Raw genomic sequence first — 8,366 nt, 5'->3', positions numbered from 1 at the left:
GCCGACCAGGGCGCCGGCCTCGGCTTGATCGCCGCCGGCGCCCTGGTCGGCCTGGCGGTATCGCTGGTGCTGTTCTGGGACCGCATCGCCCAGATGAAGATCAGCTTCTGACGACGGGCTCGCGCACCACCGGCATATCGGCACCGAGCTCGATCACCTGAATGTCCGACGGCGGCAGTGCCGGACCGGTCAGGCCGCGCCGTGTCAGGCGGATGGTCCAACCACCTTTTTTTCCGCCGATCTCGAACAGATTGTACTGAGCGGCGGGATGATCGCCGCCCGGCGCCTGGCCGGCGGCGGCCACGCCGACCACCGGCACCTTGACGCCGCGCGGACCGATGGTGAACAGCGAAGGCAAGTGCGAGTGGCCGTGCAGCACAAGCTCGGCGCCATACCGGCGAATGACTTTGTGGAAGCGCGCGATACCGAACAGCCGCTTATGCTGCGAGACCGCGCCACGCACCGGCGGATGATGGATCATGATGGCGCGAAACAGCCCCTGTCTGGCCGTCGCGTCGAGGATGTTGCCGAGCCGCTCCGCCTGGCCCTCCATGAAGAAGCCGTTGGCCATGAAGGGCGCCGTGGCCCGCGCCGTCGTGACGCCGATCAGAGCGACATCACCGCGAACCCGCAAATAGGGAAAGGAATTGCGGTCGATCGGGCTGTTGATGCCGTCGCCCGTCATCCACGGCGCCCATGACCGGCAAACCTTGTCGAAGGCGCCCGGCACATAGGCATCGTGATTGCCCGGCACCACGGATACGTCATTCGCAGAGCCCAGCGTCTCCAGCCAATGTTTCGCCATCTCGATCTCGCCATCGAGCGCCAGGTTGACGAGATCGCCGGTGACCGCGAGGTGGTCGGGGGCGTTGGCTTTGATATCGCCGACAATCGTGTCGATCACCGCATCGTGCATATGACGGCGGCGGTTGCGCTGCCAGTTGACGTAACCCAGCACGCGCTTGGACGCGAGATCGCGATAGGTTACATCGGGCAGCGGCCCCAGATGGACATCGGAAATATGTGCAAGCCTGAGCATAGCCCCTTCTTAAGCGACCCGGTCCGGGCTTTCTACTCAACGTTTCCTGTCCGCTCGCGGTTTCGTGGATGACTGGCGCCGATCCGGAACAGGCGTTCCGCCAGACCGGCTGGGCGGGACTGCGGGCAAGGCTGTTCCATCTCTATTTCCTGCTGCGGCGCCCGATGACGCTTGGCGTGCGCGGCTTGATCTACGACCGCGCATCCAACTCCATCTTCCTCATCCGCCACACCTATGTTCCGGGCTGGCAGTTGCCTGGCGGCGGCGTCGAGGTCGGCGAGACGCTTGTCGAGGCGCTGGCGCGCGAGCTCGCCGAGGAGGGCAACATCGCGTTGACGGCTCCGCCGGTGCTGAGATCGATGCACTTAAACCGTCGCGCCAGCACACGCGACCACGTCGGCCTCTATCTGGTCGAAGCCTTCAACCAGACGGCGCCGAAATCGGCGGACCATGAGATCGCCGAGGCGGCGTTCTTTCCGCTCGACCGTTTGCCGGCAGATGCGACGCCGGCGACGCGACGTCGGATTGCCGAAATTTTCGGCGGCGAGCAGGTCTCGGCCTACTGGTGACTCATGCCGCCTTCCTGAACCGGCCGCGATCATGTGGTGCGGCATAGTCGAGTTTAGGTCCCGCCGGGATTATCCCCGTCGGATTGATCGATTTGTGGCTGCCGTAGTAGTGCGACTTGATGTGATGCAGGCTGACCGTGCCTGACACGCCGGGCACCTGGTAGAGGTCGCGCAGATAGTTCGACAGGTTCGGATAGTCGGCGATCCGGCGCAGATTGCATTTGAAGTGGCCGACATAGACCGGATCGAAGCGCACCAGCGTGGTGAATAGACGCCAGTCAGCTTCGGTGATCCGCTCGCCGACAAGATAGCGCTGCTTTGACAGCCGCTCTTCCAACGTGTCGAGTGCTGCGAAGAGCTCGCCGAACGCTTCCTCATAGGCTTCCTGCGAGGTGGCGAAGCCGGCGCGATAGACGCCGTTGTTAATCGCCGGATAGACCAGCGCATTGATCCTGTCGATCTCGGAACGCAACGCCGGCGGATAGAAGTCCAGGCTCGCATCACCCCATTCGTCGAAGCCGGAATTGAGCATGCGGATGATTTCTGACGACTCGTTGCTGACGATGGTTTCCTGTCTTTTGTCCCACAGCACCGGTACGGACGCGCGGCCCGAATAGCCGCGATCGGCCTTGGCATAGATCTGGTGCAGGAAGTCGAGGCCGTAGAGCGTGTCACCGGTTGCGCCGTCCTCGGCTGTGAAGGTCCAGCCGTTCTCGCCCATGAAATGGTGCACCACGGAGACGGAGATGATGTCTTCCAACTTCTTCAAGACGCGGAAGATCAAGGTCCGGTGCGCCCAGGGGCAGGCGAGCGAGACGTAAAGGTGATAGCGCCCGGGCTCCCCCTTGAAACCGCGTTTGCGCCCTTGCGCCGGCGCACCGTCGCGCGTCACCCAGTCGCGCCATTGCGCTTCGGCACGCACGAACCTGCCGCTGCTGTCGGCAACGGTCGAGCGGTCCTGCCATTTGCCTTCAACTAGCAATCCCATGCGAAATCTCCCTCAGGTTCCAACGGACATCTAGGCGCTTACCCGGAATGTCGAAGCCCTCAGGCGCTGAACAGTTCGTCAAACGGCGAAAAGAAAGGTGAAAAGGGCCGATTGCAGCCGTGAACAATTGATGCTAGCGGAAGCGCCCATGTTTGACTTTGCCACGATCCGGTTCGACCGACGACGAAAGGACGCCCGCGCTTGATGAAGCGCTGACTGGCGAACGCTGCCGCTTGCAGCAAACCTTTCCTCGCATACCGGAACGCAAAGACCATGAGCCTTGCCGACGTGAAATATCTGCCGGAGACCCCGGCGCACGATCCTGAAATCGAAGCCATCAACGACGAGGCCTTCGGGCCGGGCCGTTTCGTGCTGGCCGCCTATAAGATCCGCGAGGCGGGCGGGCACGACCGCTCGATGTCCTTTGTCGCCGTCAAGGACGAGACGGTGATCGCCTCGGTGCGCATGACGCGCGTGGCGGCAGGCGCCGGACGCGCCATGATGCTTGGCCCGCTTGCCGTCCGGCCCGCCTTCAAGAATCTCGGCATAGGCCGCAGGCTGGTCGCGATCGCGCTCGAAGCCGCCGCGAAGGCCGGCGCGCCGGCCGTCATGCTGGTCGGTGACGAGCCCTACTACGGGCCGCTCGGCTTCAAGCGCTTCCCGCGTGGGCAGATCACCATGCCGCGTCCGGTCGATCTCGACCGGCTGCTCCATCACGAAATCAGGCCTGGCGCGGTGGCCCGGTTCGTCGGTGAGGTCTGTCATGCGGATACGGCGCGGGTTGCCGACCTGGCCCAGGTCGCGGTCCGCGCCTCGGCCATTCCGCAGTCCTCGATCGATCCGGTCATTCAGGTTGCGCCGCAGCAGCGCGCTTCGTAGCATGATCCGAAATTCTGGGAGGACGCCACCATGACCCCGAACGGCCAGATCGCGATCGTCACTGGCGGTGGCTCCGGCCTTGGCGAAGCGACGGCGCGCGCCCTTGCCACCAAGGGCGCTAAGATAGCGATACTCGATATCGGTATCGATCGCGCGGCCAAGGTTGCCGCCGATATCGGCGGCATCGCGGTTCAATGCGATGTCAGCAGCGCAGACAGTGGCAGCGCGGCGATCGCCGAAGTGGCGGCAAAGCTCGGCGAACCGCGCATCCTGGTCAATTGCGCCGGCATTGCCATTGGAGTGAAGACGGTCGGCAAGGATGGCCCGCACCCGCTGGATCAATACCGCAAGGTGATCGAGATCAACCTGATCGGCACCTTCAACATGATCCGCCTGGTCGCCGACCGGGCGGCGAAACTCGACCCGCTCGCCGGCGGCGAACGCGGCGTCATCGTCAACACGGCGTCGGTCGCCGCCTATGACGGCCAGATCGGCCAGGCTGCCTATTCGGCGTCCAAGGGCGGCGTCGTCGGCATGACATTGCCGGTGGCGCGCGACCTGGCGCGCTCAGGCATTCGCGTCTGCACCATCGCCCCAGGGATCTTCAAGACCCCGATGATGGCCGGCATGCCGCAAGAGGTGCAGGATTCGCTCGGCGCTTCGGTGCCCTTCCCGCCTCGCCTCGGCGAGCCCTCGGAATATGCAGCACTCGCGCTCCACATCATCGAGAACCAGATGCTGAACGGCGAGACCATCCGCCTCGACGGCGCGATCCGCATGGCGCCCAAATAAAAGCGAAATGAGCACGCCGCCGACAGCCGCCGACAAGACAGGGCCGTTGGCTGGCCTCAGGCTGATCGAGATGGCGGGCCTCGGCCCGGTGCCGCTCGCCGCCTTGATGCTATCGGAGATGGGCGCAGACGTCCTGCGCATCGAGCGGGCGGACGCCAAAGAGCCGCTTCTATCCTTGCCCGAGGCCCACGACCTCGACCGCCACGGCCGCTCCATCCTCAGGCTCGACCTGAAGCGGCCGGACGGCGCGGAGCTTCTGCTGCGCCTTGCGGAAAAGGCCGACGTTCTCATCGAAGGTTTTCGCCCAGGCGTCATGGAGCGGCTGGGCCTCGGGCCTGATGTCGTGCTGGAAGGCAATCCTGCGCTGATCTACGGCCGCCTCACGGGTTTCGGCCAGGACGGGCCGCTATCGCGCCGCGCCGGTCATGACATCACCTACCTCGCCTATGCCGGCCTGCTGCATGCCGTCGGCCGGCAGGGAGCGCCGCCCGTGCCGCCGCTGAACCTAGTCGCCGACCAGGGCGGCGGCGCCATGATGCTGATCGCCGGCGTGCTGGCGGCCCTGTTCCAGCGCTCGCGCACCGGCAAAGGTCAGGTGATCGATGCCGCCATGGTCGAGGGTGCATCGATGCTCGCGGCTCCGATCCATGCCTTCATGGCGGCCGGCCTCTGGAGCGAGCGACGCGGTGAGAACCTGCTCGATTCCGGGGCCCCCTTCTACGACGTTTACGAGGCGGCGGACGGACGGCATGTCGCCATCGGCTGCCTCGAACCGCAATTCTTTGCCGAGTTCGCCCGATTGTTGCCGCTCGACCGGCGTTTTGTCGGCGGTCAATATGACAGGACATCGTGGCCCGACATGCGCGCTGCCATTGCCGCGAGAATCAGAGCGAAGACACGCGACGAGTGGGCCGAGGTGTTTGGACCGACCGACGCCTGCGTCGCTCCCGTCCTGTCGCTGACCGAAGCCAGGGATCATCCGCAGAGCCGCGCCCGGCAAAATTTTGCAAGATCGGGCGAGCTCGAACGTCCGACGCCGGCGCCGCGCTTCTCCAACGCCGCCTCGACCCTTGCCGCGGCGTCGACCGTCGCCGACCGCCGGCCTTCGGCTGTGCTGGCACGCTTCGGCATCGACGAGACTGAAATTGAAGCCCTTGTCAGGTCCGGCCTGTTTGGCCGATAGCCGGAGAGTAGAAATCAACTTATCGCGGTGAGCGCTGTGACCGAGACCAGGAAGGATGTCATCCGCGAGACCGACACCGAGGCCGTCAGGCTGGCGAAGACTCTGGTCCGCTCGGCCCGCTTCGGCGCGCTTGCGGCGATCGAGCCCGGCACCGGGGCGCCGCTGGCAAGCCGGGTCGGCGTGGCGACCGACATCGACGGCGCGCCGCTGATCCTGGTCTCGATGCTGTCGGCGCATACCGGCGCGCTTCTCGCCGACCCGCGCTGCTCGCTGCTCGTCGGCGAACCCGGCAAGGGCGATCCGCTCGCGCATCCCCGCATCTCGCTTGTATGCCAGGCGCTGCGGTTGGAGCGCGGATCGGCGGGTCACGCCCGCGCCGAACGGCGCTATCTCAACCGCAATCCGAAGGCGAAACTCTATGCCGGGCTCGGCGACTTCTCGATATTCCGGCTCGAGCCTGAACGCGCCAGTCTCAATGGCGGCTTCGGCAAAGCCTATCTTCTGGATCGCGCCGACCTGATCGCCGGCGGCCCGATCGTCGAGGAGCTGGCGGCCAGCGAACAGTCGGCCCTGGACCACATGAATGCCGACCATCGCGATGCGCTTTGCATTTATGCGCGCCATTTCGGCCGGGCCGAAGGCGATGGCTGGATCGCTACGGGTTTCGATGCGGACGGCATGGATCTGGCTTCTCCGGATGCCACCTGCAGGGTCTTCTTCCCTCGGCCTCTCGGCACTGCCGGCGAGTTGCGGTCCGTGCTGGTCGAGATGGCCAGGGCCGGGCGCGCCGCAGGCCGGGCACAGTAGCGAAAGTTAATCGTCCCGGATCGAAAGCAACTCTTGAGATTTAGGTAAAATGATCTACCTTTTGTTGCAGCGCCGATTCAGCGGCGCTCCCTGACCTGAATATCGTGGAAATCAGCCGCCATTGCCCCCATGGCAGCTGGATGAGCCAGAAAACATGGGGGATCCATGATCTCAAGCAAGCTAGTCGCCAACGCAGAATCGGCTGCCGCGTTTCTGACGCTCATGGGCAATGAAAAGCGGCTGCTGATCGTCAGCTATCTGATCGAGGGCGAAATGTCCGTCGGCGCCATCGCCGAGAAAGTCCAGTTGAGCCAGTCCGCTCTGTCGCAGCATTTGGCCAAGCTGAGAGCGCTTGATATCGTCGAGACGCGTCGCGATCGCCAGATGATCTATTATTCCTGCAACTCCGACGCGGTGCGCGAGCTGCTTCGCACGCTGGAAGGCATTTTCGGCGACGGCGACCTGTCTCAGATGGCCTACAGGATGCGCCGCGCCGGGACTTGACCCGGGCTCTGCAAAGCCCCTTACCTTGCTGACGATCGTTCGCCGGCGAGATTTCTATGAACCTCATCCCTGTCGACGACCCGCGGGATCCGCGTGTCGCCGCCTATCTCGATATCCGCGAGCGCGATCTCGTCGGCCGACATGGGCGCTTCGTCGCCGAAGGCAAGGTGGTGCTGGATCTTCTGCTGTCGGCCGGACGCTTCGCGGCGGAATCGGCCCTCATTCTGGAGAACAGGCGGGCGGGCCTCGAAGGTGTCTTGCGGAAGGCGCCAGCCGACCTCCCGATCTATGTCGTAAACGGCGACGTCATGGACCGGATCGCCGGCTTCCACATGCATCGCGGCGTATTGGCGATTGGCGTTCGGGGCTCTCCTCAACCGGCCGAGGTGCTGCTCGAAACCTGGCCGGCAAGCGCGTTGGTCGTGGTTCTGGTCGGCATATCCAATCATGACAATATGGGCTCGATCTTCCGCAACGCCGCAGCCTTTGGCGCGGACGCCGTGCTTCTCGATCCCACCTGCTGTGATCCGCTTTACCGCAAGGCGATCCGCGTTTCGGTCGGCGCGGCGCTGAAGGTGCCCTTCGGCTCCTTCGACAATGCGATGAGCTTGACCGCAACGCTTGACCGGATGGGTTTCGCCCAGTTCGCGCTCTCGCCGCGCGGCGAAACGGACATCCGCGCTGCGGAAAGAACGTCTCGGCTGGCCCTCTTTCTCGGCACGGAAGGCGAAGGCCTGCCCGAGACCCTGCTCAGTCGCCTGCGGACCGTACGGATCGGCATGGCGGAGGGATTCGACAGCCTGAACGTTGCAGCCGCATCGGCCATCGCCCTGCATCACTTCTCGAAACGATAGCGGCGCAGGACCAAGACGCTCCGCTCGCCACGGCATTCGGATCAGTTGCTTGCGTTGGCCTTCTGCAAGGCCCTGACACGGTCCGCGAGGCTGATGCCGCGCTCGCCGATATCTTGCCGCTCGTCGCGAGGTGTCGCCAAGGCCTTGGCGATCGGCGAATCCGGCCCTTCCAGCTTCATCGTCAGGTTGACGACCTCGGCTGCCAGTTCGTTCATTTGTTCGCGAAGCGCCGCACCGGCGCGCGGCGCGTCGCCTGCCTGTTCGGGCTGTGCCGTTTCGAGCACGGCAAGATCGGTCTTGAGCCGCTTGTTCTCCCGCGCAAGCGCCGTCAGCCGCGCCTCTAGCCGCTCGCGATCGCCTTCGAGCTTGGCGATGGCATTGTCGATCCCTTGGACTTCGTCGGCCTTATGCGTTCCGCCATTTACCGCATGATCTTTGCTTGGGCGTTCGCGCATCCGCGCAAGCTCCTTTTCGCGCCTGTCCAGCTTTTCCTCGCGGTCGGCAAGGGTTGCAAGCAGCCGTTCGACCTTCTTGTCCAGCTCGGCCGTCCGCTTCTTCTCCGCCTTGAGCGCGTCCCTGGCGGCTTTGCTTTCCGCTGCCAGTTCCTGATTGCGCCGGTCCGCTTCCTTGCGCTGGCTGCGCAGCACCGCAATGTCATTGGCAAGCTTGTCCAGTTCCGATTCGCGGGCGACGAGCTCGATCTGGCGGTTTGAGGAAGAAAAGCTGGCTTCGTCATACATCTGCTCGAGCT

At 64.4% G+C, this 8,366-nt stretch carries 9 protein-coding genes and 1 pseudogene; 7 read left to right on the top strand and 3 right to left on the bottom strand.

Annotated features, from left to right (window positions below):
* Positions 1-100 precede the first annotated feature (100 nt).
* Entirely contained in the window at positions 101-1,039 is a 939-nt protein-coding gene (locus tag EOA60_RS10310; RefSeq protein WP_066994187.1) for a metallophosphoesterase, read from the bottom strand.
* Between the two features lie 68 nt (positions 1,040-1,107).
* Between EOA60_RS10310 and EOA60_RS10305 the strand changes: the two genes are divergently transcribed.
* The gene (locus EOA60_RS10305; protein WP_127335827.1) at positions 1,108-1,608 is read left to right on the top strand and encodes an NUDIX domain-containing protein; all 501 of its coding nucleotides are present in this window, start codon (positions 1,108-1,110) and stop codon (positions 1,606-1,608) included.
* A gap of 1 nt (position 1,609) precedes the next feature.
* On the opposite strand, the gene EOA60_RS10300 is transcribed toward EOA60_RS10305, so the two are convergent.
* Complete coding sequence (locus EOA60_RS10300; RefSeq protein WP_095823313.1) at positions 1,610-2,596, bottom strand: glutathione S-transferase family protein; 987 nt, start codon at positions 2,594-2,596, stop codon at positions 1,610-1,612.
* Between the two features lie 273 nt (positions 2,597-2,869).
* Here EOA60_RS10300 and EOA60_RS10295 point away from each other — a divergent pair, with 273 nt between their 5' ends.
* The 6 genes from EOA60_RS10295 to EOA60_RS10270 all read left to right on the top strand — a co-directional run bounded on the left by EOA60_RS10295 (position 2,870) and on the right by EOA60_RS10270 (position 7,615).
* On the top strand, positions 2,870-3,475 hold the full coding sequence (locus EOA60_RS10295) for an N-acetyltransferase (protein WP_095823314.1): 606 nt from the start codon (positions 2,870-2,872) through the stop codon (positions 3,473-3,475).
* A gap of 30 nt (positions 3,476-3,505) precedes the next feature.
* Positions 3,506-4,267: a 3-hydroxyacyl-CoA dehydrogenase gene (locus tag EOA60_RS10290; RefSeq protein ID WP_067326396.1), complete on the top strand. Its 762-nt coding sequence runs from the start codon at positions 3,506-3,508 to the stop codon at positions 4,265-4,267.
* Positions 4,268-4,274: 7 nt separating this feature from the next.
* Entirely contained in the window at positions 4,275-5,450 is a 1,176-nt protein-coding gene (locus EOA60_RS10285) for a CaiB/BaiF CoA-transferase family protein (RefSeq protein ID WP_095823315.1), read from the top strand.
* 36 nt (positions 5,451-5,486) lie between these two features.
* Positions 5,487-6,257 carry a HugZ family protein gene (locus EOA60_RS10280; protein WP_095823571.1) on the top strand — a complete coding sequence of 257 codons (771 nt, stop codon included), beginning with the start codon at positions 5,487-5,489 and terminating at the stop codon, positions 6,255-6,257.
* Positions 6,258-6,422: 165 nt separating this feature from the next.
* Positions 6,423-6,761: a metalloregulator ArsR/SmtB family transcription factor gene (locus tag EOA60_RS10275; protein WP_066994170.1), complete on the top strand. Its 339-nt coding sequence runs from the start codon at positions 6,423-6,425 to the stop codon at positions 6,759-6,761.
* A 56-nt stretch (positions 6,762-6,817) separates the two neighbouring features.
* Entirely contained in the window at positions 6,818-7,615 is a 798-nt protein-coding gene (locus EOA60_RS10270) for an RNA methyltransferase (RefSeq protein ID WP_127335438.1), read from the top strand.
* Positions 7,616-7,656: 41 nt separating this feature from the next.
* On the opposite strand, the pseudogene EOA60_RS10265 reads toward EOA60_RS10270, so the two are convergent.
* Positions 7,657-8,366: pseudogene (locus tag EOA60_RS10265) on the bottom strand (hypothetical protein); the annotation flags it as partial.

The sequence above is a fragment of the Mesorhizobium sp. M1A.F.Ca.IN.020.06.1.1 genome (assembly GCF_004023265.1).
GTDB lineage: Bacteria > Pseudomonadota > Alphaproteobacteria > Rhizobiales > Rhizobiaceae > Mesorhizobium.
This window is presented reverse-complemented; position numbering and strand designations above follow the sequence as displayed.